Origin of the sequence: Paenibacillus sp. PCH8 (genome assembly GCF_002968835.1) — a bacterium.
In the GTDB taxonomy this organism is placed as follows: domain Bacteria; phylum Bacillota; class Bacilli; order Paenibacillales; family Paenibacillaceae; genus Paenibacillus.
On record NZ_PKQK01000008.1, the window covers coordinates 86,724 to 110,211 of the forward strand.

General features: G+C 41.4%; 27 protein-coding genes. 5 read left to right on the plus strand and 22 right to left on the minus strand.

The genetic code is table 11. From position 1 onward, the window contains the following. Positions 1–286: 286 nt before the first annotated feature. Positions 287–844, minus strand: a complete 558-nt coding sequence (locus C0Q44_RS28300) for a hypothetical protein (protein WP_105410483.1) — start codon at positions 842–844, stop codon at positions 287–289. A gap of 200 nt (positions 845–1,044) precedes the next feature. Here C0Q44_RS28300 and C0Q44_RS28305 point away from each other — a divergent pair, with 200 nt between their 5' ends. The 3 genes from C0Q44_RS28305 to C0Q44_RS28320 all read left to right on the plus strand — a co-directional run bounded on the left by C0Q44_RS28305 (position 1,045) and on the right by C0Q44_RS28320 (position 2,833). Then, a complete protein-coding gene (locus C0Q44_RS28305) occupies positions 1,045–1,389 on the plus strand; it encodes a sigma factor-like helix-turn-helix DNA-binding protein (protein ID WP_105410484.1) in 345 nt (114 codons plus the stop codon). A 356-nt stretch (positions 1,390–1,745) separates the two neighbouring features. Continuing rightward, complete coding sequence (locus C0Q44_RS28315; protein ID WP_105410486.1) at positions 1,746–2,522, plus strand: phosphodiester glycosidase family protein; 777 nt, start codon at positions 1,746–1,748, stop codon at positions 2,520–2,522. A gap of 80 nt (positions 2,523–2,602) precedes the next feature. After that, entirely contained in the window at positions 2,603–2,833 is a 231-nt protein-coding gene (locus C0Q44_RS28320) for a hypothetical protein (RefSeq protein ID WP_105410487.1), read from the plus strand. Between the two features lie 682 nt (positions 2,834–3,515). Here the strand turns inward: C0Q44_RS28320 and C0Q44_RS28325 are convergent. From C0Q44_RS28325 to C0Q44_RS28370, 10 genes are all read right to left on the minus strand, one after another. Beyond that, on the minus strand, positions 3,516–3,716 hold the full coding sequence (locus tag C0Q44_RS28325) for a hypothetical protein (protein WP_146113529.1): 201 nt from the start codon (positions 3,714–3,716) through the stop codon (positions 3,516–3,518). A 22-nt stretch (positions 3,717–3,738) separates the two neighbouring features. Continuing rightward, positions 3,739–5,157, minus strand: a complete 1,419-nt coding sequence (locus tag C0Q44_RS28330; RefSeq protein ID WP_105410489.1) for a DNA cytosine methyltransferase — start codon at positions 5,155–5,157, stop codon at positions 3,739–3,741. Positions 5,158–5,281: 124 nt separating this feature from the next. Continuing rightward, positions 5,282–6,280, minus strand: coding sequence for a hypothetical protein (locus C0Q44_RS28335; protein ID WP_105410490.1), 999 nt, complete (start codon positions 6,278–6,280; stop codon positions 5,282–5,284). 15 nt (positions 6,281–6,295) lie between these two features. Then, a complete protein-coding gene (locus tag C0Q44_RS28340) occupies positions 6,296–8,110 on the minus strand; it encodes a DNA cytosine methyltransferase (RefSeq protein WP_105410548.1) in 1,815 nt (604 codons plus the stop codon). A gap of 592 nt (positions 8,111–8,702) precedes the next feature. Beyond that, positions 8,703–8,972, minus strand: a complete 270-nt coding sequence (locus C0Q44_RS28345; RefSeq protein ID WP_105410491.1) for a hypothetical protein — start codon at positions 8,970–8,972, stop codon at positions 8,703–8,705. 57 nt (positions 8,973–9,029) lie between these two features. Further along, on the minus strand, positions 9,030–9,365 hold the full coding sequence (locus C0Q44_RS28350; protein WP_105410492.1) for a hypothetical protein: 336 nt from the start codon (positions 9,363–9,365) through the stop codon (positions 9,030–9,032). Positions 9,366–9,398: 33 nt separating this feature from the next. Then, positions 9,399–10,229: a DNA adenine methylase gene (locus C0Q44_RS28355; RefSeq protein ID WP_105410493.1), complete on the minus strand. Its 831-nt coding sequence runs from the start codon at positions 10,227–10,229 to the stop codon at positions 9,399–9,401. Between the two features lie 235 nt (positions 10,230–10,464). After that, positions 10,465–11,352, minus strand: a complete 888-nt coding sequence (locus tag C0Q44_RS28360) for a DUF6884 domain-containing protein (RefSeq protein ID WP_105410494.1) — start codon at positions 11,350–11,352, stop codon at positions 10,465–10,467. 261 nt (positions 11,353–11,613) lie between these two features. Continuing rightward, positions 11,614–12,720 (minus strand): AlbA family DNA-binding domain-containing protein, encoded by a 1,107-nt coding sequence (locus tag C0Q44_RS28365; RefSeq protein ID WP_105410495.1) that lies wholly within the window; start codon positions 12,718–12,720, stop codon positions 11,614–11,616. Between the two features lie 237 nt (positions 12,721–12,957). Continuing rightward, the gene (locus C0Q44_RS28370; RefSeq protein ID WP_105410496.1) at positions 12,958–13,209 is read right to left on the minus strand and encodes a hypothetical protein; all 252 of its coding nucleotides are present in this window, start codon (positions 13,207–13,209) and stop codon (positions 12,958–12,960) included. Between the two features lie 167 nt (positions 13,210–13,376). On the opposite strand from C0Q44_RS28370, the gene C0Q44_RS28375 reads away from it, so the two are divergent. Beyond that, positions 13,377–13,877, plus strand: coding sequence for a hypothetical protein (locus C0Q44_RS28375; RefSeq protein ID WP_105410497.1), 501 nt, complete (start codon positions 13,377–13,379; stop codon positions 13,875–13,877). Beyond that, positions 13,853–14,962, plus strand: a complete 1,110-nt coding sequence (locus C0Q44_RS28380; protein WP_105410498.1) for a DUF7910 domain-containing protein — start codon at positions 13,853–13,855, stop codon at positions 14,960–14,962. Before C0Q44_RS28375 ends, C0Q44_RS28380 begins: the two co-directional genes overlap by 25 nt. 39 nt (positions 14,963–15,001) lie before the next feature. Here the strand turns inward: C0Q44_RS28380 and C0Q44_RS31345 are convergent, their stop codons facing one another. From C0Q44_RS31345 to C0Q44_RS28430, 11 genes are all read right to left on the minus strand, one after another. Continuing rightward, entirely contained in the window at positions 15,002–15,127 is a 126-nt protein-coding gene (locus C0Q44_RS31345) for a hypothetical protein (protein ID WP_258166598.1), read from the minus strand. A gap of 337 nt (positions 15,128–15,464) precedes the next feature. Continuing rightward, positions 15,465–16,283, minus strand: coding sequence for a type II toxin-antitoxin system SpoIISA family toxin (locus tag C0Q44_RS28385; RefSeq protein WP_105410499.1), 819 nt, complete (start codon positions 16,281–16,283; stop codon positions 15,465–15,467). Positions 16,284–16,323: 40 nt separating this feature from the next. Beyond that, complete coding sequence (locus C0Q44_RS28390) at positions 16,324–17,325, minus strand: HNH endonuclease (RefSeq protein WP_105410500.1); 1,002 nt, start codon at positions 17,323–17,325, stop codon at positions 16,324–16,326. 72 nt (positions 17,326–17,397) lie between these two features. After that, positions 17,398–18,537, minus strand: a complete 1,140-nt coding sequence (locus tag C0Q44_RS28395) for a hypothetical protein (protein WP_105410501.1) — start codon at positions 18,535–18,537, stop codon at positions 17,398–17,400. A 153-nt stretch (positions 18,538–18,690) separates the two neighbouring features. Further along, positions 18,691–19,158: a BC1872 family protein gene (locus C0Q44_RS28400; RefSeq protein WP_105410502.1), complete on the minus strand. Its 468-nt coding sequence runs from the start codon at positions 19,156–19,158 to the stop codon at positions 18,691–18,693. A gap of 18 nt (positions 19,159–19,176) precedes the next feature. Further along, positions 19,177–19,797 carry a hypothetical protein gene (locus C0Q44_RS28405; protein WP_105410503.1) on the minus strand — a complete coding sequence of 207 codons (621 nt, stop codon included), beginning with the start codon at positions 19,795–19,797 and terminating at the stop codon, positions 19,177–19,179. Continuing rightward, positions 19,784–20,323 (minus strand): hypothetical protein, encoded by a 540-nt coding sequence (locus C0Q44_RS28410; protein WP_105410504.1) that lies wholly within the window; start codon positions 20,321–20,323, stop codon positions 19,784–19,786. The genes C0Q44_RS28405 and C0Q44_RS28410 overlap by 14 nt, the downstream gene beginning before the upstream one ends. Positions 20,324–20,386: 63 nt before the next feature. Beyond that, positions 20,387–21,862, minus strand: a complete 1,476-nt coding sequence (locus tag C0Q44_RS28415) for a hypothetical protein (protein WP_105410505.1) — start codon at positions 21,860–21,862, stop codon at positions 20,387–20,389. 545 nt (positions 21,863–22,407) lie between these two features. Next, entirely contained in the window at positions 22,408–22,593 is a 186-nt protein-coding gene (locus tag C0Q44_RS28420) for a hypothetical protein (protein WP_105410506.1), read from the minus strand. A gap of 47 nt (positions 22,594–22,640) precedes the next feature. Then, positions 22,641–22,892: a hypothetical protein gene (locus tag C0Q44_RS28425; protein WP_024633920.1), complete on the minus strand. Its 252-nt coding sequence runs from the start codon at positions 22,890–22,892 to the stop codon at positions 22,641–22,643. 34 nt (positions 22,893–22,926) lie between these two features. Continuing rightward, positions 22,927–23,487, minus strand: coding sequence for a hypothetical protein (locus C0Q44_RS28430; protein ID WP_105410507.1), 561 nt, complete (start codon positions 23,485–23,487; stop codon positions 22,927–22,929). Between the last annotated feature and the right edge of the window lies 1 nt (position 23,488).

A 23,488-nucleotide genomic window follows, 5' to 3' on the forward strand; every position in this document is an offset into this window, starting at 1 on the left:
AAAAAAGGAGACCCAAATACACGTATCACGTGTTTTCAGTCTCCTAATTAATGGTCATATTCATGCTAAGCTACTCAGCTACTCCCTCTCTGTCCCATTATTGGGTCAAAGAAAATTAATACTTACTGTTAATGAGAATAGTATACCGTAGAATATGATGAATGTAAATTTATAGAAGTTAGAAATCTAACCACAAATTTTATCGAACGGAGCATTTCTACACTTCACATAAAAGGACTCAGCCGAAGGTGTGATCCTTGGCTGAGTCCTTTTATGGGCCAAATCATTATTGATGACGGTATGCTTTCCATTGATCTTTTATTTTGACAAAAATATAATCCCCTGTTCCAACACTGCCGCGACTTTCTATCGAAACCTTGACAATAGCTACATCATCAGCAAAAGTATTCAGACTATATTCATCAGTAACTGCTTGAACCCTGGTGTCATCCTGCTCGATTTTTGTAATAGCTGTGGCCTCTGTCAACCCATCAAATGGATCAAAAGTTTTTGGATCATATGTCAGTTGGTGCCTAGCAGCTACATCGTTATTTTTTACTGCTTGAAATACACTAAGCACAGATTCCAGGAGATCTCCTTTGACATTAACATTATTGATGTGATCTAGATCTAGTTCAACTGATTTACTTGTTTCAGCATTATTGTCTTCTTCCTTCTGATTTTCTACGGAACCGGATGACTCTTGTGTAGCCTCCGTTTGGTTATCCTTATCAGGTGTATTGCTGCTTTGTACATTAGCCGGTTTCGTCTCCGTAATGTTTTCATTTGAACAAGCCGGTAATAACAGGCACATGGCAGCCAGGATAAAAACTAACTTTTTCATTGAATTCCACATCTCCTTCCTAATTATAGATTAAACGCCATCTAACCAATTAAAGTTACACATTATGGTGATAAGTATACACCATTTCATACAGAAATGTTATAATAAATAAGAACAAATGTTCTCTTTATGGTTGTTAAATATTGTTTGAATCACCCTACATATGTAGAAGTAAATTCTTACGAAAGGGGATAGTTCACATGCAATCAGAGCAATCAGATTATGAACGCTATAAAAGAGAGATCTATCGTATTGGCTGGAGAGTACAATATAGAGCTAAGAAACTGAGGAAGAGCGAATGCCCTATTTATGAATTCAATACCATGGGGGTCTCTTTCACTGAAGAATCGGATCTGAAAATTACATTACAACAATTAATGGAAGAACTATCGGAAAAGGATCGAGAGATACTATTGAGCATATACGTAAAAGGATACACAGAAACCGAATTAGCAAAAATCTATAACATGAGCCAACAGGCGGTGAACAAATGGAAGAGAAAAACGATCAAACGGATATCACAAACGCCGATTTCAATGCACTGATCGCAGCAGCGAAGAATAAAGATCAAGATGCGACGCTCAGATTAATCGAGTTATTTAAGAAAGATATACAACACATTAGTAGATTCATATATCTCCCAACCGAGGAAGCTACTTCTGAGATTTTAGTTGAATTTTTGGAGTTTCTTCATAGAGAGAAGTAAAAGCCTTCTAATGTGAAGGCTTTTTTACTTGTTTCTTCAACTGGTGAGGTGAGAACTTCTCATTTACTAGATTTTTTTTAAAAATCCGAAATTTATGGTTGTACTTTATCCTGAATAAACTCCCTTATATATGAGAAGCAAGAAACGGCCAACTTCTCTAGCTGATCAGCACAATAAAATTAGGAGAGTGATATTATGTTTCAACATTTCAAACGCACAGTAAATGGTACATCAACTGAGGTTTACACACTTGTAATGCACGTTGATAATTTCAAAGTTGGTTCGCTGGGTAGCAATAGTGTATATACTTCTTCTTTGCAGGGCGTTAACGGAACATTCTATGGTTCAACTATGCTTGGAATTGCTGTTCAAAATGGAGCTGCAGTACGCCCCTCCTCCTCATGGAATCTGGCCTGCTTGAAAAATGGTAGCTCTACTGTTGATCGTAATCGTGGGACAATGTATCGTACAACCGGTGGTACCGTTGCAGTCAAAAAGACGGTTCTCGCACAGAACCTGACGGGAGCTTTAAGTTCACTGAGATGGGCTATCGGAGGGATTAGCTTACTATTGGATCAAACGCTGACGAGTGCATCATATAACTCGGCAATTGCAAGTGAAGCTGAGGGTGTTGGAGGCGTGTCAGACAAGCGACCACGTACTTTGATGGGCTATATCCCAAGCAGTCAAGAGATTGTGCTTGCTATTGCCGTGGATGCTGCAGATCCTGGTAACCCCAATAAAGGGATCACGATGTTTGACGGTCGTACAATCATGAAAGATTTGGGTTGTACGATGGGGATTCACCTTGACGGAGGAAGTTCTACTTCGATTCGTCTGAGACATCAGCCTCAGGATGGAGCTGAGCAAGTCGTTCGCCATCGTGTAACAACGAATGCTCAACTTGTAGCAGCTTACTTCGATACAACTTGGCCACAACAACGTTTCCCTAGTCCGTGGACTGATCTTTAAAATACTTGTCCAAGAATCCTTCAAGAAGCCCAGCATCCAATTGATGCTGGGCTTCAAATCCTTTTTGAGAGGAGTACATTATGGAGAACTTATCAATGGAGAGTATTGGAGCTTTAATAGGCACAGTGGGTTTTCCGTGTCTGGTTGCAATTATTCTGTTAAGGACTGTATTGGTGAATTTCAACAAGCGTTTAGATACGTTAGATAAACGATTAATTCAGTTAAACAAGTCCATTGTCATGGTTGCGAAGACATTGAAAAGTGAAGAGTTACCCGCAGATACTTTAGATTTAAGGAGTTCAGAAAAATAAAGACTAATTCTTTAATCCATGCACTCTGATAGTTGAAAATACCCTTGAAATTTGTTATCATTTAGTTATAAATAACTCACCATCAGGCGCCAACCTATGATTATGCTGTTTGCGTTAAGAAGAGCATTTACCGCGTCAACGGTTATGACTCTTAGAAGCTGAAAGGCTGTGGATGGCCACGGCTTGCATGAACTGAATAATGCTATTCAAGCGAAACCCACCGTCAGGCTTCCGACCTATGTATATGGAGATCGGGTTCGACCATATACGAGAAAGAGTCTTCATTGCTGCCAACAGTCAAGACTCTGAGAACCCAAAAGGCTGTGGATTGCCAAAGCGCGTATGAACTAAATAATGCTATTCAAGCGAAACCTACCGTCAGGCTACCAACCTGTGTATATGGAGATCGGGTTCGACCATGTACGTAAAAGAGTCTTTACTGTTGGAGCGGTGAAGGCTCTGAGGACCCAAAAGGCTGTGGATTGCCAAAGCGCACATGAACTAAATAATGCTATTCAAGCGAAACCCACCGTCAGGCGTCCGACCTTATGAGGTGGGTTTTCTCTTGCCATGAATTCTTGAGGTAATCACGTTGATTTTTAGTCGTCTTTCATGAATTTGCGATAAACGTCACCTAAAAAAACAACCATCATAATCAAGATGGTTGTTTTTTTTAGATTTTTTAAAAGCGGGTTACTGCTGCAATGGGGGCATAAACAATGGCTACAATTCCAAATGTGATCATAGGATAGGTCCATAACCGGTCGGTATTAGGATTCCTTCTTCCGATCAGATAGTAAATTGAAATCATAATTGCAGTCACAAGTATGCCTGGAATAAAGAAACTCAAAAATAATGACACATCAAACTCCATTTTGCTCAAAATTTCACCTCGTCACTTACGGTTAAAACGCAAATCCTATCTGGCCGTGTTGGTCCCTTATCACGCCTATATTGTCATTGTTCTTATGCTTCACCCCCGCAAATCTGCGGAAGAACAACGAACTAATTTCGTTGGCAAAGGCACGGATTACACGGCCACATACACTTTGTCCAATCATCTCGTATATACGAGACATTGGAGTGTGCTCAGGGAATTTAAACCATGCTGGAATCTGGAAAATACGCCGTAATTCATTGATAGTCAAGAAACGCCATTGGTCGCCCTGTTCGTTTAGAACATAGGAGTTACTGGCACTATGACTTCGATATCTTGCGGGTATGCATTGTAGTTCAGTACACTCTTCTGGTTTGACAAAGGTTTTATCCGTATTGCGATCTGCCCACGAGTTATTCTTCGCTTTCTTTCCTAGAAAACTATCCCACCAAGTTTTGACCGATTTCCATTCATGATCTGTTGCAGTGTCCAGGTACTCTTTTAATTTGTGTCTTCGGAATACTGGAGCTTTTGGTTCACGGAATAGATCGAAGTCCTCTTTATCCTTAACAAAGAGTGTATAGGAACGCTTCCGATGCGCTATAGAACCAAAGTTATAACTATCAATCGTGATAGGCCCAATCATATATGGATAATCAGGAGTCAAAAGTTCCTGAAGATTATGAAACACAGTAGATTGGTAGAAAGCCGGGACGTTCTCAGAAAAAATAACACGGGGATCCGCGGCTTTCAATATTTTATATGTTCCTAGGACAATGTTATCGAAATAACCTTGTCCGCCGTCTCCTATACTACTGTGTTCGGAACAATCCAAGGAGATGAAAGCTACATCAGCCTTAGCCACCGTGTTGCAATCTCTTAGATCACCATTGAATAGGTAGGAATAAGGAAAGTTCTCTTTGATAACCTCCGCGCAATCTTCTTCGATTTCAACTTCCTGTACGGCCGTGTAGTATTGGCTATCTACAAACATGGAAGCTCCTATCCCAGATCCTGAACAAACCGTTAGAAGGCGAATGCGTTCGTCTGATGACTCAAATGTTTCAGTATCGAATAAGCGGAATCGGAGTGGTCTCACAACAATCTCTGCATGCTGGCCATTGCGATATACACTTATTTCAATCTTATCCTGAATGCAAAGGATAGACGAAAATTTCGATCCGGATGTGTCCACAAGTGGACGTGGTTTGCCGCTAGTACGGTTCATTCTAGACGAAACGCTGACCTCATACACATCTTGTGTTTCATCGAATGGACTATTCCGGATCGTAATTTGCTTATTCATTTCATCGACTTGAACGAATAGTTCTGATCCAGGTATCAGACCTGCAGCCTCACATACCATGTGTTGAAGCCACAAGCGTGGAGCATTATTCTTTTTACTTACCGTGTAGACTTTTTTTAAAGTCAATTTGCGATTATTCATATTTGAGTTTCCCCATAGGTGAGGAGGAATCCCCTCAACCTTATGGGGATTCCCTCCTTCCTATTCGTTAATTATGTTAACAACCAAACTGTGAGCCAGAATCTCTATTGGTTAGTTCCTGACTTCAACCAGCACTTTTCTTATAGGCGGGACTAGTTCTACCCCATTTCTCGCTAATATAGCATTTCCACTCATCAAGCCACATGGCAAAATCTTTTTTATAGGTACTCCGTAGCAGCTCGTACACAGGGAACACGTCTCGTAAAGGCCGGCGGCTATAATGAAGGAAGGGAATACTCCTCATAATTTTTGATCCACTCGCCTGAACTTCGCGCAGCTGCTCATCAAACCAACAGGCCTTTAGAAAGGATAATGGCTCTTCTCGAATGATCTCGTCCCAATCCATACCGATTGCTCTGTCTGCTGAGCAATTGAATGGGCATAGATAGCAGCGAGATCTCCGTGTAGGGAAGTCATTATCAATCAGGAACCTTATGCTATCATCTGTCGTTACGTTTTCCTCAACACTAAATCCAATGTCGATGATAAATCCCACGTGGTCTGGCATTTGCTGCCTTGGTCCTAGACCGTACAACTGTAATACAAGCTGCCTGGCTCTTTGTTTAACAGGTACAATCTTAAAATCGACTGTACACTGTCTCGGCATCAAACCACCCCGAATCATCTCTCCTGTCTCCGGATCTAACCGGTTGCAGTATACAGGAAGCTGAAAACGTTGATAGTCTGTATAAATGTAACGCATCAACATTTCCTCCAACCCACGCTCCATCGTATTATGTTGCGTTGTAATGAAGGGGGTGGTGTTGCCAACTTCCTGTTGCCTTTGACGCCACCAGGTTACTTGCTGATGAATAAATTCCGGCTCAGCCCCTGTATCAGCGAATATGATAAAGTCGTAATGAATCAAACCTCTAAAGTGCTGTTCAAGTAAATGTGTTGACTGAGTACCGGCTCCAAAAGATAAAACATGAAATATCTTATCTCTTCCCTCTTCCTGGAATTGTTTAATTAGCTCCTCTTTGGATTTAAATAATCCATCTAGGTACTTCCTGTGGTCCGTATAATCGGTTTGGAATAGGTCAAGTTGTTTTTCTGTAGTCATGATGACTCCCCCTCATTACATACTAAATGCTAACTGTCCAGGTTCATGTTCTACATATCTCTCCAGCGCTAAGTGGGTACCTGAGCCAACACAATGCTCTGGAAGATTTGCACGGACCAATGCTTTAGCAAACGGAGGTGGTACAGCATTTCCACAACGTGCGACTTGATCTTTCTTGGAGTATTTAATTCCGTTAGCATCCTTGTTGATGATGTAATTTTTCGGGAAACCGTTGGCAGCAAAAAGTTCATGCGGCTCTAACATCCTCATGCCTATATCCACGATCTGATAATTCACGCCATGAATCGTAAGTAATCCAAACCGGTCTTTCGTTGTAATTGTATGGAGTGGCTCATTTAACGATTGTCCATTTTCCGCAGAACCATAGTATTTCACCAGGAAGGCTCGAACTTCTCCCACATGCAGACCGCCTGCTGTAATGGTAGGCATCGGCTGATTAACAGGCTGACCATCCTTACATGTTCCCCGAAGCTTTACAAGATGACTCGTTACTAAGGCGTTATGGTCTACTGTAGTGACCGTTGGTAGTGGATCCCTTAAATTTGCACCAGGACCGGTGTAGTTTCCTCCGTAATGTTTAGCAAGAAAAGAGGCTACCAATTCTTGTTTATGTTCTCCGTGGACTTCAGTATGATCAGAACAGTAATCCGAATTCTCTCCGGTTCCCATCTCACGAAGAGTTGGAGTCACCAGTAAGTGCTCTGTCTTGGTAGTGACAGTCGTAAGCGGATCTGTAATTCTATACTGCAGCCGATCTCCACCAAATCCAGTCTGACCGATCCGAGCAATATACGGGGTAACCACACTCCATCCATTTTTTGCAGTTATGGTTTTCAGAGGTTCTTTAATAGAGTCACAATAATGATGATTCGACCCGGCAAAGTTTACCCGCATTATAAATGGATCTGGAATGATGAAGGGATCTGGATTGTCTATAACGAATCGCTGAATACCACGTGCGATCCGGCGCTGAGTATTTTCAGCCAACTCTTTTTTTCTTTCAAAAATGGATGGACAAGGTATGGACCAGTCAATAATTTCCTCGGCCGTCCGCCATGGCTGTCGTTTACCTGATTGCACTTCCAAACTATCTGGTGCTCCGTGTGTTGGCTCTGGCCATACGATGGCTTCACCATCGCAACGTGCAACCATGAATAAGCGTTTGCGAATTGTCGGTGCACCATAATCGCATGCCCGCAGCTCCCGCCATTCTACCTCGTAACCAAGGTAGCGCAGTGCATTTACAAAAGAGTTGAATGTTTGACCTTTCCGTTTCGGATCCGGAATCATGCTCCGTAGTTCAGGAGGAACCACTTCTCCCGGCGCGGAAACTACGAGATCGAAGCCATCCTCTTCTTCTCGGTATACTTTTTTCAATATTCGCCCTGTTTCTTTATCACGCTCTGGAATAACTGGTCCCCAAGTAGTGAACTCTTCCACATTCTCTAACATGATCACACGTGGTCTTACGGTAGCAGCCCATCTTACGGATACCCATGCGAGCCCGCGGATGTCTTTGTCTACCGGCTTCCCACCCTTCGCTTTACTGAAATGTTTGCAATCTGGAGAAAACCATGCCAGTGCAACTGGACGCCCTCTAACAGCCTTACGAGGGTCAACCTCCCACACAGATTCACAATAATGTTCTGTTTCGGGGTGATTAGCTTTATGCATCGCGATTGCTGCTAAATCATGATTGATGGCAATATCTACACTACGTCCGATTCCCTCTTCTATTCCGGTACTCGCTCCGCCGCCACCGGCAAAATTATCAACAAAAATCTCAAGTGACCGGTCTACAACCTCCATGTGTCGAATGAATACGCGTTTCTTTCTTTTAACCGGCTGTAAAGCTAGACCCATTAAACCATCCTCCGTTTCGAGACAAAAAAAATGGACACAAAAAAAGGCATACGGGTCCCGTATACCTATTTGTCTCCATTGTGTTTGACTCTATATGTATTGCTTAATAAGCGTCTCCCTCATTGACTGCAACGACTGTGCTTCAATGAAAATTATTCATGAATTCGTAATAGCATTAGTTTATCAGATTTATCATCTTTTGAACACGAGAAGCCTACTGAGTAACTTGTAGACATGTATGGTCCCTTCCTTTTACAGACGTATGCTTTTAAAAGGAGCGAGAGAAATACTTCAAGTCGATGATGCTGTCTTTATAAGTGATGAAACGGAACTGCTTCAGCATCGATCCTAACTGATAGGATCAGCAGTTGTTAGAGCTGTCCTTTATTGGGACGGCTCTTTATTTTTTTGTCCATTGTATGTGCCATAAGAGTATTCTCATGAAAAAAGCACGTACCGATTGAATACCGGCACGCGCTAGTAAGATAAAGCTCTTATATGCTTTTGGCTGACAGGCTTACACCTTAACTAACCTGTCTCATGTGTTTTCTAAGTTTTCCCCCAAATACTTCTCATCGCAGCCAGTGTCGTACCAGTCTTCAGACTCAGCTGGACGATACCAAATTTCTCCTTGTATCCCTGTCTCTATAGAACCATCATGTATGCTCTTATATTCATACTCGACGCCATCTACATCGATATTATTGAAATATCTAGCATGACAGTCTTCAACATCAAAACTGGTTTTTCCACCAAATGCTAATGAGATCGCCTTTTCTAATTCTTGTACTTCAAGGATATTTTCCATCAAAGTCTCTCCCTAAACTCATTTTATTAACTCCAGTGACTCATGAATCATAAGCTGCTATAACACAGGGATATTAACGTAATCGATTGTGGAATCAAGCAACATGGCCCCGTTTTCCAGGTTTAATGTAACGAGTTTAGCTCGTACTTTGTAGTGATTTATTGGATCGACAAGAACAAAGAATTTGCCCATCCAGTTCCAGGAAACATCCATTTTATTTAATCTAGCTTCAATTTCTTCTTTAGTTAACTTCCACTCTTTAAAATAAAGATTCACGATGTTGTGTATGACACAGTTCTCGTTTATACACACCTCTGCAGAAGTAAATCCACTTTCCGTTTCTAAATACTCCATTGTTTCCATCTCTTCTCTACAGTAAATACATCTTGGCATAGTGTTCCTCCTGTTGTGACTTCTATTTCTATTTTAAAAAAGTGGGATTTGAGTATTCTGCTCCGGTAAATAGTTCATGAAGACATACTCGGTTTCATTCCGTCGTGTTTGTCCTAACTCAGCTTTTGCTACCGTCCCCACTTTTGAATTAAAGGTTAGACAATGCCAGTCCTTATACAGGTCCAATATTAGCGGATCACCATAATAAGTCACCATGGCCTTTCCCTTAATGTTGTTTAACATATCTGCAAGCTGAATATGCTCATTAAATGCTCCCTTATAATAGTGCTCCCGGTTTTTGTACGGCGGATCGATGAAGAAAAAAGTTCTTTCAGAGTCATACCGTTTGATGATTTCCTTATAGTCCAGGCACTCGATCATTACTCTGCTGAATCTTTTCTCAAACTCATGCAACTTACTTACCGCGTTTTGATAATCATTTGCTGTGTTTTTGATCTTTCCAGATCGCCAGCCGCTCTTAATACCATTAGCGGGAATGATGCATTGCCGGAGTAAGTAAAACCACCGGACTGCTCGCTCGAATGGGTCTGTAGGTAGCTGCTCATACTGCCATCGTTCAAATAAGCTGCGGCTTGTTGGGAGTGAGCTAAGGTTTTCAATTAGTTCTGCTTTATGGGTACGGAGTACCATAAGGAAATTAATCAATTCTTCATCCGTATCGTTAAAGACTTCGACCGTGCTTCTTTTTTTCCCAACAGTCATATGGGCACCCCCACCAAATACATCAGCCCAGCAATGATGTTCCGGAATTAATGGAATCAAATCACGCGATAAAAAGTGTTTACCTCCAAACCATCGAATTACACTATCAATTCTATTTACATCTACATAAGATTTTGTCATTTCCATCTCTCCCGTTTCCGTATCATGTGTTATCGATCCGGAAATAGGCAGGACTCTCTTTGTCCTCTTACGCTTTCTCGAAGGCCGCGTAAGTGCTACTTATCCCTCTATGGGGAGCTCGCCTGAAGGGGCTACAATGAACCTCTAAATGAACTACATCGTCCATTCCTTCATCACACCTGTTAGTAGAGAGGATGGGGTATTTTCATAATCCTATTATTCATATAGTCCACCTTTATTTTATGAGTGCGATTTGGGTACGAAACAAGGCTTCGCTAATTCTGTTCTCAATTAATCGGACATAGCCCTTCTTGATCAAGTAACATGTGAACTTAGCAATGCTCTTTCCATACTTATTTTTATATAATTCGAACTGTTTGTTTTTATGAAGATCAGATAGCGTCTCTTGATACTGAAGAAAATGCTGAAGTTCCCCTTTGGGATCTTCCTCTTTCATTGCATACTCAAAATCTCGATAAGCTTTATCTTCATCTTTCTTTTTTTGCCGGAGTCCTCCGAGAAGCTTCTTCAATTCCTCCACATTGGGCTCAACACCATACAACTGAGCTGAACTGCCGTATGTGTTGATAATTTTGCTGGCTTCCGAAGGGGACAATTCACTAATTAAAGAAGAGATATTCCACTTTTCTCGTTGAACTTCTTTAAATCGCCTTTGCTCCAGCTCATCACTTATTAGCATTTCATAGTAAGTAGGCTTTGTTCCTAAAGGAACGCCATCTGCATACAGTCGATAAGAAATATTATTCTCATCTAACAACTGTCTCAGAGGATCTGCCAACGTTCTACCTGCGTGAATCTCTACGAACACAGCTTCTCCCATGGAATGGACGTGAGCTAAGATTTCCTTTGCGAACACATTGGCATCACTAGCTCTGGGGTGATTTTTTTGCTTAGGATAGGGTTCGATCACCTCTTGGTAAGGGATGATTCGATTTTTATAGAAGCTTAAGAAGAATATATCTTCTGTTGGAAAGCTTCTTGTCTCCATGTACTGAATCACCGTATTGATCCACCGACTCATCTTCCCTTGGTAGAAAAGGTGGGCAGGCATAGCCGTATCCGGGCGAGCGGAGGATTCAGTAATCAAAGCAATCCTTCTCATATCTACATCGTCTCCTTTTTTGGACACAAAAAAATGGACACAAAAAAAGGCATACGGGTCCCGTATACCTATCTGTCTCCATTTTTTTGAATCAGTATCTTTTAGCTGTTAAGCGACTCAATCATTGCATGCTCAGTTTTGGGGCAGCAAGGAAAACTAATAAAATAATCGTAATATTTTTATTTTAGCAAACAGAAAGCAATTTGAAAAGTTTTTCGAATGATCAGATCAAGATTACATGAAAAGTTATCTATGATACAATTAGCCTTTAAATCTTAACTGGGCCTCGGCCATCCCAAATGCATTCCATAGTCCATCAAATACAGGCTTGAGGGCAAGCCCGATTTCCTCGGGACTTCTAGTTGAGAAGTTTTTTGGATCAATTAGAACTTCCGGTAGAGTAATCTTATCTTCACTCAAAGGCCATGTATCCATAAAGGAATCTGGACTAGAAATAAAAATAAGATTTTGTACACCATAGAATGAGCAAATAAGGTAAAATGGTTCGCTGATCTCCATGATGTCATAGTTGGAAAGCTGTCGATGTAGAGCTTGAATGAGCTGTCTTTCAAAAGCATACGCAGCAATCGTTAAATTGTCTGTCATGCGTACAGTCGACAATTCAATAACTCCATTTCTGAAGATTTGCATTCGTGCTTCGCCCTTATTTGATTCGGAATATAAGCCATGTATATTGATTCGAGGGTCGCCACCCGCTGAAGCAATAGGGGTCAGATTTACTTTGCTAATTAGATTTACGTCCAGAGTATACTGATTTTCGAAGCAAGATAAGGGAAGTAAGTGAGCAAGGAAGAATGGAACATCTCTGTATGAATTAAATGTGGTTAAAACTCTTTCCTCTTTGAAGAGCTCGTACTTCTTGGAAAATTCCGTTGTTCCTAAGAACATTTCACGTAGTTCGTGTACATCTAAAGGGAACTTCCCATTCGACTTTCTAGAATAAAATTGATTATTTTGTTTTACTCTGTGAGGGCGGGACCAACTACGATAAGCCCTGATTAAAATGACGTAATGTTTGGGGGATACTTCAAAAGGTTTGATATCATATCGTGCAAGTCTAGGCTCGAGACCATTGTGTAGAATTTGATTAAGGTTTAACATATATGCATCAATATCGTCCGCCTTGATACCTGGAGTAGAAGTAGGATCTCCTTCCGCCTCTTCGATCCCTAAGTAAAAATCTCCTCCGAACGCATTTGCAAAAGAAGAAATTGCTGCACAAAATTGCTCAGATCGAACCATCTGGGATTTATATTCGATGGTCCCCCCTTCTTTCACCTTATTAGTAATTAGAGCTTCAATATCACTTAACTCAATAAGTTCAATTTTTTTTGCGAATGTACTCATCACATTTCCTCCTTCAGGAAGTAATTAAGAAAGTTATCAGAAGCTCTCTTTATAAAAAATTCTTCAATGGTATTTCGCCTTACCACACATACTTCCCTGATAGTACAATCTCAGTAAGAGCCCTCCATAAGAAAAGGACGCTCAATTCATCCTCTTTACTTTCAATCACTATCTCGCTATTCCACAAAAGAATCCACCCAGCACCAAATGAATTCAGTATGAACGGGTGTAATTCGGTTAGGAATTCCAGGAGCATACCCACTGAAAATATTGGGAAGATTTCTTCGTACTTGGCTGTCTGTCCCCCTCGTACACGAAATCATCTGCATACTCAGCCAACACAGTGAATACGGTATCTGGAGAATTTTTGAAAAAGAATCGGTCCCCCACCTTGTAATCAAAACAGGTCTTATCCAAGATCAAATCTAATGTAGATACTCCTGCGGAAAGAGTCTCAGCTGGAGTTAATGAATCTCTTTTTAGTCTCATATGCTGGCTTCCTCTCAATGATAATCTCTGCATTGTACAACGATATATGGTTGACGTCGAGATGAGGGAATCCAAAGTCATGATCATATGCGGGATAATAATTCTATATTGTACAATAATAATCCTCGTACGTTTCAGTTATTTCACACCTGAGGAGGTAAAGAAACATGTGTATTGAGGCAGCACGGGTCAATGCTTCCATGGATTATGTATTGAGAGAACTTAAAAGCGAAGGGTACATTGCAGGGTTCCCTAATTTCCATCAAGCTGACCATGGAAATGGAACAGTTATCGCGATTTTCTGTATTAAAGAGACCGCAGTAGATTTTAAAAGCATTTCTGGAGACCGTATAGGTAATCCTGATCGTACAAATATGATGGAGATGTTCAGAATTGCAGCCAATCTTGCTTCAGAGGATGGATATCCTGCAGCAATCCCCTCTCTCCATCACGATAGAACAAATAATTTGTATGGGTTTTACTTTTTCAAACCAGGATATGTTGATTGGAAAGATGTCAAAGCAACTGATCTTGGTAATCCAACGGATATCGCTGAACGCTTTAGAGCAGTCAATGACTACAGTATTTCTCTTCCGTACAATGGGGGTTCCCTAATTTTCATCAGGCTGATTACGGTGAGGGTGTGGTATTTGGTACGAATCTTATAAAAGGTGAGGCTGGTGGTTTAAGTGAGGTACCTCTTTCAGCTCTTAACATGCCTTTTTATGAAGAGGTATTCTGCACTCCTAATAAGAGCACATCATTGATACCGAATATTGGAGAGACATCACGTGTATGCTTGCAAACCTGGATGGGCACTTATGTTTGTGCAGAGAATGGGGGCGGTAATCTTTGTGTTGTAAATCGACCAGGAGCTAGGGCTTGGGAAACATTTGAACTCCATCGCTTGGATGAGGTTCACATTACTTTGAAGGCTCATAACGGCCAATTCCTAAGCGCTGAACAAGAAGGTAGATCGCTTGTAGTAGCAATCAGCCCTGAGGAAAAAGAAAAAGAGACTTTCAAAATGTACATCGATCAAAGTGGGCTCGTTGCTATATCTGCATATAACGGTAAATATTTAAGTGCAGAATCTGACGGAATACTTACGGCCAATCGTGATGTGCCTAAATCGTGGGAGGGCTTTCGTATTGTATCTCCGGATAATGCGAATATTAATGAACTGACGCAGATCGTAGTCAACGTATATAAAATTTATACTGCTCCTATCTGGCATACAGGGACGGTTATTGGGGATCGGGAATATTATTTCCAGATGAGTAACCGCGTAGAGAGTTGTTATCCGAGGATGATGGATTCTCGTTTTATATTCCATCGGGAAATAGTACGGCACGTACCAGGAAACTTGGATAGCATAAAGTCGGTACTCAATATGGTGAGTAATGATTGGAACGGAACCCGATATGATGTTGCAGGTCATAACTGCAACTTTTTCACAAATGATTTACTGAACAAACTCGGTGTACCAGGGCTCGATCAAGAGTATCTTGAGGCAAGTGGTATTGCCAAGGGATTTTCCCAAATACCCGGTAGCTCCCTATTCCAAGAGGTATTTGTAAAATGGCCAATTGATGATAAACGATTAGATGCGGCATTTATGGACGACTTAGTAAAACTTGCACGTCTTCCTGCGGATACAGTAAATGAAGTCGGACGGTTTTTCAAACGTATTGGTTTCCCCGGGGGTGGTTTTACGGGGATCAGAATACCGCCTTTACCCAAACCATTTTAAAAGGGAATGTAAACAAGGTGTGCCCTCGGGGGCACTTGCTCATTTTCGTTTGTTCAAGAAATCCAATACTTTTTTATTCTGTTCCAATACTTTCTTAATCCCCCAGTCCGGCACGGTTGTTTTAGGTTTAGTATTAGCTGTAGGTTTAAGAGGTTTCTTTTCCATGTCTATACGCCCCTTCTTCGTTTTTAACAAGGATTGGCATAATGAGAGACATTTAAACCTATTAACCTATTAGAGAAGGTCTGTGCGGTGAATAAGGTAACGCAAAAAGGTGCTCTATGAAATTTCATAGAGCACCTCGGATCATACAAACAGCCATTATCTATTTTTAAGGATATTCAGTACGTTATCGTTTGCTTTCAAAATCTTCTCTAGGCCCATATTCTTCTCAATTGTGGTCTTAGGCCGACGAACAACAACCTTATCCGGGGTTGCATCAATTTTTTTAGACTGTTTAAAAAGTGTCATAAATATCACCTCGTATACTTAATATACCACACTACCCATCTATGAACCAATCAAATATCTGGACTAGATTAACAATATTATTAGCATCAATCCCATTCAATATGGCTCCAGATTCCGCTGCTTGGATAGTGATAATGAAACTATTGGTAGATCCGAAGAAAGGTACACAAATCGTATTTCCTTCCTCAACCACGTAAACTGCTGCTTCTGCTAATTCGTTACTCATTTCCTCTTTGTTCTCTTCAGGGATCAGAATACTGTTGCTTCTTTCAATCTGAGGGAGAGAATTCCTTATGTTAGTCATGCGTATTTCTGGGTCGCTATCGAATTGAATCGATGTAGTTGAGATCCGTAAGCCGAAAGTATCCGTATAATATCGAAGATACTCTTTTAACATAGACGAGTACAAATCCCACTCTGGCAACTGATCCTTCTGCTCATCTGTGAGCTCGGTTAGATGATGTTGTGAGTATTGAACAACTGCAGTAAATTGAGCTGTTTTCTGAAAACTAGAGAGAATGATCCGTTCATTATCACGTATTGTGTTTTCGATAATTTGATCATTTTTTTTGAATTCTGTATTTCCGATCTTTTGAATACTTGGCGTTTCTAAAATAGCCAGGTCAATGAAGATAGCTATACTGGCGAATTGTACGGCTTGTACCCAATCATTTAATAGAATGTGACCTGCTAAAATCATTCCAAAATAAATAAGTGCCATAATGGCATAGGACGTTTTACGGATGTTCAACAAATTGCTTTCATACCAACCACGATTGTACCAGTGTGTTGCCGTTGCGAGTCCCGCTATGGCCATAAAGCCAATGGCCATCCATCCGAAATAAAACATGAGGTTCCTCCAAATAAATAAAATATAAGGATTCTAGAGTTTAAGATTCCCTACTGGCCATGAACTTCTTAAAGTCTTCTTCAAGTCCTAGTTCTAGCAGCAACTCACTAAAATCATACCCCTCTTCTTCTGTTATCTGACCTGGCCCTGAAACAAGGGTAAGCTGCAAAGGCTCGTTATAAATCTTCTCCGTTCCAGACCAGTCTAATCTGTCTGAAGCACCTTCTCTGAGTAGTTCTGGATGAGGAATAAACCTCCAGGTATTTCCTTGTTCCAAATGGTTTTTGAAACCCTCATCTTTATCACTGTAGGGAATCATGATTTGAATCACTTGGTTTCCTGTACAAAGAACCAACCAGGCATATGGCAAATAAGTTGGGGCATCCGATTGTCTATACAGTAGATGAACCTCAGGTACGGGAAATACATGTAACCCTTCGACGAATTTAGTATAGGCATATAACTTTACTTGGGGCCGTTTCAACAGATGGTCAGTCTCTTTAATCCAATCTAACGTCATGGGGAAATCTTTGAAGTCAGATTCATCCATCATTGTAAGGGCCATTTTTACATATGCCTTATAGACAGCCATGGGTATGTAAGACAACCTTGTTAAGGTAAGTGTGATCTCTCCCGCCTCCTTATCGTATTCAACAAGTGAGGAATCTGGATCAACTTTAATGTGAACCATATGATCTTTTGCTCTTACATTGATGCCTTTTTTGTTATGTGCAGGAATTCCTTTTTTCCCTCTTATCAGTGAGAGTGTTCTTAATGGTGCACTGTAGCGTCCGAGATCGTTCTCTAAAGTTTTACCAAAGAAATCATTACACATATCACACTCGTAATAGGTCAGCACATGCTTGTTGCCTATTGATTCAGGGATGGCATGAGCCTTTTTTTCAAATTGTACTCGTGTAGGGTTCAATCCACAAAACCGACAGACTTGATTATCTCCATCCCCTAGAATCATCTCGCGATCAAGTAAAAAATATTCTGTACGGTAGTGCTTGGAATAGAACGCGGCTTCATCATTTGTCATCTAATCACCTCTATCTAATTATAACCCACGGCTGTAATAAAACGAAAAACCCCCGCAAGGAGGTTCTTCGTTTTATACAAACATGTCTATCGTTGTCTGAAGATCATAGTACCTCTCCTCCAGAGAGACGAGCAGGTTTACATTAAACCCGAGTGCTGCCTCGCTTGACATGTAAGGGGGCACGATAGATTGTCCAGTCAACGTCTGTAACTTCCCGAATATACGAGCATTAAGCCAGGAGCTGGCATCAGCAGAGAACCAACTATACTTGAGCAGCAAGTTAAATGATCCAAGCCCTAAAGCATGGAAATTAACAGAGTCTCCATACTTTCTAAATATCTCGTCAAACGCTCTTTCTCTCCGCTGTGTACTCACGGATCTCAGTGCACTGCCACCAATTGCAATTAGTTCATGTTCTTCATCAACTAACTCTTGCAGAGCAGCCATATCGCTTTGGATATGATATACCGGTACCGGCTTACGGCCAACCTTCAGAGCCAAATAATTCGTATTACGTTGGGTGGCGGCTGAATCACCGATAATATCCAGTGTAAGGTACTGGTATATGATATCATTATGCTGCTTGATAAATGTAGCATAATCATCAATGTTGATAGGCTTAACAGGCAGCCCTTTTTTGGCAGCATCATGTAATGTCTTCTCCCCAGGGTCTATAATGACGCATTTATAGTCAAACCCTAACTCTATGATGGTCTGCTTCCACTGGTTTGTATGGTCATTCCGGATCGTGAAATAATTGAGCAGAATAAAGCGCCCCCCATACTCTTTCACAATTTCCATATCCCTTTTCGATTTACTTAATCCACTAAAAATATACCGCAACCCTCGGAGTGTTAATCGAACGGCACCGGACTTCGTCTTCACCACTTTGCATATGTCCACCATTATAGCTTTGATGATGGCTGCCATCGCACTTGAATAGGCGTTAATCTTAATAAGAGCCTTGAGAGTAGTCACACGTCTATAAAATAATAGAGCCAGTGCTCGACGGATGCTATCCCGAGGGATACGATTGTCGGCGCGTCCATTCTCTGATCGGATATAGACATATCTCTCAGTCACTTTTTGAATCGTATTGATCCGTCCTGTCTTGATAGTGTAGACAACAGAACCGGCTCTCCCTCTGTTAGAGAAAAATGAACGTTCCTTTTCTCTGGCTTTCCGGTTATAGAATGTATCTTTCGGATTCATACATGTGCTCCAGTGATAATTACGGCAATAAAGCCGACATTTAACGATTGGAGCTTTCCCCCCTTTTATAGTATTTCTTCCGGACAAGATGAAAAAACCTCTTTAGTTGCAGACTCCATATGGAGTACCTGCAGCAGAAAGAGGCATATTACATCAAACCGTATTCAGCTTCATGACTACAGCATCATTAATTACGATGGATGCCTTACAAATAGCCATTTCTGCTGTTTCTCCAACACCAATGAACGTATCTTCATAGTAGACAGCCCAGAATCGGCCCTTACCGGACCCGCATGCTACCAGCGATGTTTTATCTTCAACCAGTACATAATTAAAGACAAGGAACGCTGACCCTATTTCCTGAGCAGGTTGAAAGGAATCTACTTTAAGATAATCTTTCTGAGTAATGTAAAATGGTGGTTCTACCGTATGACGGGACCAATTCATTACTTCCAGAGCGATATATTCATTTCGTTTCTCCATATCCATGCTATCGAACTGTTGAAGTTGCTTTTCACAGTGAATGCGCGATCGCCGGATCTCATCTTTCGTAAGGGTTTGAAGGTATTCAGCTCGCATAATCTCGTAACAATCCTTCTGAAAGTGATTTTCTATAAGCATAATAGAGCTCCTCCATTTCTATGAAGCCTTACTTCGGTATGTTCTTACTTTCCCGCTGCCTTTGCACATAAAACAAACACCATTCTGTATATGCTTATAGCGAGTTTTTCCGGTACCATTGCATCGGAGACAACGCTTCATTTGTTTGGATGAGGTTTGTTTTAAAGGCTTGGTTTTATGAGAAGAAGAGTTGGACCAGAAAGAAGGTCTCTTTTTTCTATAAGCCTTGGGTGCAGGCTTCATCTCCTGTGCTGCTTTCTGTTGCTCCAGCGCTTCCAACTTCGCTCGATCAGGTTGCTCTACGATATACTGGGGCTCATAAGGCGGACGAGATACATACTCTTTGCCGGCCTTACGTTGTTCAATAAGAACGACGATCTCTTGTCCATCCGTTTCAGATGAGAGAATTCCCCAGGCTAACCCTTCGAATTTCCGTTGTAACTGACACTGAAGTGCATCAGCAGCCCATCGCCAAGTTTGTTTACTCTGCTCACATTTATATTTCCGGTAATACCATCCGCCAGCTTCTGCTCCACCATAAGCACGGCTCACCGTGTAGACGTTAACCCAGGGGACCAATCCAAAAAGAGTTTCAAACGAGCGGGTTACTCTTTTAACCAACGATTTAAATGGATTCATGGTGGATGGTTCCTTCCGGATTCTTTGTTATCCAGTATTTGCGTGGGGGTGTCTCTCGGACCCGCCGAATCAAATGCATCCATTGCCACTCAAAGGTACCCGTGCGTTTCTGATAGTTTGCCAGATTTCTCAGAATCACAAAATAATTGATCTGTCTCCCAACGAAACGTTTCCATGCATTTTCCTCTATTGTAATACCCTCTATACCATCTTTAGCGTATTTACCTTGTATAGTAGACGTAATCGCAAAAAGGCTGGTATCCGGATACTTGGATTCAAAAATGCTAACCGCGGCACGTCTCAATTCAAAGTACTTGCTTGGTTTGGCATAGTAGAAACCAAAAAGTGGATTGAAATGCAGCTCGTATACGCCGTTCCCCTTATAACTGACAATATAATACCGGTTTAAATATCTCCCCGTCAGTTTATTTTTAGCTGTCACCAAGAGGGAACCCAGGATGATCGCTACAATAAACAGAACTACAAAATACAAAGTACTCAGTACACCTACAATGAACATATGCATTTATATTACCTCCTTCAAAATAAATAGGGACAGTTGCTGGATCAGCACTGTCTCCTATCCTATTCACGCCACAATGATTTCATAAGAAAGCTCGGCCTGTGGGATCATGGACGTCACAAAGATTTGTCCTTGTTCTTCTCCAAAATTCTGTACAGGTTCACCGTGTTCAATGAAAACGGGAACTGAACGGCCGTTTACTTCTTCCTCCAAACGAGACAGATCAAGAGAAACCCGCGCTTGCTCTGAGCTGGTTAAACCAAACTCTTTTCCTTGATAGAGCAATTTGTGATGCAGGCGGATTACACCCTTCACAGATCGCCGTTCCAGCACAATTTCAGATGAGGTCATCTGCAGGTTGGCTTTACTTACCTGCAGCTCCGCATATTGCAGTAGAAAGTGCTGAACAGCCTGAATATGAAGAGAAATCTCTCTTTGCTCTTTCTGTCCTTCCAACAACTTCTGTTGCAGATGTGGCAGTTTCTCGGAATCTACACTGGTTTTGGCCAACATTGTTTGTTTGACCTGCAGACGCTGAATATCCGATTGCAAAAACTGCATTTCCTGCTCCTTCCGCTGTTTAAAGTCCTCTGTCTCTTCCTCGTGCTGTGTATACATACGAGAAATGTTCTCTTTTATTTGCACACCCTCATCTAGCAGGGCTTGGCACTCCGTTTTCTTTACTTGTATCAGAAGGGCACGTTCCTTCTTTCCCTCTGCATCCTCCGGCTTCCAATCGTAATAAATGGCATGCCATTCATCGTGCGTTTCTCTATATCGCTTTCCGAGAAGAATAAGATCGGATTCCCATTCAGTAACATAATCAGGGATAGATGGACCTTGGACCGCTGAAAGTTCATTCAGTTCTGCCGTTTTTTCTTCTAGTTCTCGAGTAATCTCAGAATTTGTATCTGCACCACCATTGAAATTACTGGCAATACGTATTTTCTGGATTCTGGTTTCGATATCTCCGATGTATTCGTTCCATTCGATCATCTCGTCATTAAGTTCATTGAGAAGGTCCACAGGATCCGTCATCGTTTTTAGGCGCTCTTGATCCTCGATAGAGAGACATGCCATTGCTGCTGAATACTCAATCTTCGGCATGAGGGACAGGAGTACATTCCGTTTACGCACCGGTGTAAGAGAATCAAAATAGCCAGGAACAAAAATGCAAAGGAATGTATCGGTTTGGCCCACAATAGCGTCTATGTCCTTCTGAGTGGTTTCAACTCCATCTAAGAAGAGATGAACGGTTTTCCCCTTTATCTCTCTACAAATGGATACTGGCTGGTCATACCCTTCAAACTCCCATACGGTAAGAACTCGGGTATGCTTGGTGTTCCAGCTTTGCACATATTTTTTAATCCCTTTGGTGTGGCCTTGAAGATCACAACCTAAGACTGACCATACGATACCTTCACAGAGCGCGGTTTTTCCTCTATCCCGATCACCGACAATGCGGTTAATCCTGCCAAAAGATATAGAAGCGTACTCTGCATAATTTTTAAAGCCAGTCATTTCTATCGCTTTCAGTTTCAACGTATTACCTCCTCATTGTCAGAAAAATAGAAAGAACCCCTTATTAATTCAGGGGTTCACTCTTAAAAGTCTCAGTTATCTATAATCAATCCAGTCCTCTAACTCCTGGATAGAATCTTCCCAATGACAGTGTAGGTTAACAGCTTCTTACGGCGTGCAGCCTGGTACTGTAATTTCATCATCTGAATGTTATTCATGTTCATCGTTATGCGCCCATACCGGAGAAGGGGCACTGCCCCAAATGCGGCAGAGGGACTCCCTCCTCAATGTATAATGTTATCTATTGCCTCCAGCTTCTTGCAGGAACTCAGAACTTAACTACGAGAAAGAATCTTCCCGATCACAGTGTAGGTCAACAACTTTTTACGGCGTGCAGCCTGATACTGTAATTTCATCATCTGAATGTTATTCATGTTCATCGTTATGCGCCCATACCGAGAAGGGGCACTGCCCCAAACTGCGGCAGAGGGACTCCCTCCTCAACATATGTTATTATCTATTGCCTCCAGCTTCTTGCATGTGTTGCTTCAATGTCTATTGTGAATTTAAGCGATAACTTTAATCGTAGTGTTCTCATGAACGGTCACAGATACTTCATGTCCGGATTCCTGTAGAACAAAAATCATGTTGCAACCAGCCGTATCAATGACCCTACCTTTTGCAAGAACATCACCAGTTAAATTAAAAGTGGCCACGATCAATTTCCCTTTATATTCAGCTACATTTTTCATCTGTAACCCTCCAATAATGATTTTTATATGTTCACCAGATTGAGCGTTTAGACTGCTTGCCCTAAATGCATTTTTAAGATCTGTAAATCTAGACACTGCTGATCTGTTAGAATCGGCTGGCGGCTGTGCATGGCTTGAACATTACTACATACCTGCACCGGGTGGGGGTACCCGTAAGCCTGCTCTCCGTTCACCCATTTTTCAACGCACAACAAGATATTTTGGCCAATATCTCCAGGCAATGCCGCTACATAAGTTAGGATGTTGCCATGTTGTGCATCAGATAGTTCGGTTGTCATTACAGAATCCTCCTCGAAACTTTTGTTTAAATAACTATCCAACCAGTTCGAATCCTATTTGATCGTCTGGCTGCTCTTTCCCCGTTAAGTTATATGTAATTTCATCGATCCATACGGCGTATTGCTGATGTTTAATCGTTTTCCGTATATCCAGGTTTTTGACTTCAAAAAGATAGTAATCCTGAATGGGATACACGGTAAAACCGAGTTGCTTATCAACAGTTTTGGTCCATATGTTCGATGTTTTTTCTGTATAACCTAAAACGGAGCGTATCTTATCCCTATCAAAGGCTACTTGCAGCCAATTTACATATGTTTTGAAATGACCATTCATTGCGAAAAAACATTCTGACAACGCGCGGGTTAGTGCCGTCTTATCTGTATTGCCAGAAGGATGGGAAAACCGTATCCAAAAATAGGACCGTTCCTGATCGCTCATACGAACACGATGTTCAATTTCCAACGTATGTTCGTTAATCTTCCTAACCCAGTTATTCTGTCCTTTTGGGCGGAAGGTGAGCTGCTCAATTACAGGTTTAACTGCATCAATCCTGGCATCCACGTGCCATTTGAAGGCGATGTAACGAATATTCATG